Here is a 219-nt window from a genome sequence, read left to right as displayed (position 1 = left end):
GGGCCAACAAACGGAAAACCGCGCCTTCTGGAGAAGGCGCGGCGAAGTCATTGTCGTGCGTTTCGGCCGGCGCCAGCCGGCCAAGCGTCTATTAGCCGCGGAACAGCGACAGGATCGACTGGCTCGAGGAGTTGGCGATCGACAGCGACTGAACGGCGAGCTGCTGCTGCGTCTGCAGAGCGGACAGCTTGCTCGATTCCTGTTCCATGTTGGCGTCGA

Annotated in this window: 1 protein-coding gene; it reads right to left on the bottom strand. The window is 62.6% G+C overall.

Going from position 1 to position 219, the window contains the following annotated elements:
- Positions 1-91 precede the first annotated feature (91 nt).
- Positions 92-219 (bottom strand): flagellin (locus RHSP_RS33515; RefSeq protein WP_276307813.1); only part of this gene is annotated, 128 nt, incomplete at its 5' end.

Source organism: Rhizobium freirei PRF 81 (assembly GCF_000359745.1).
Classification (GTDB): Bacteria; Pseudomonadota; Alphaproteobacteria; order Rhizobiales; family Rhizobiaceae; genus Rhizobium; species Rhizobium freirei.
The sequence above is the reverse complement of the archived record's forward strand: the minus strand, read 5'-3'. Positions and strand labels throughout refer to the sequence as shown.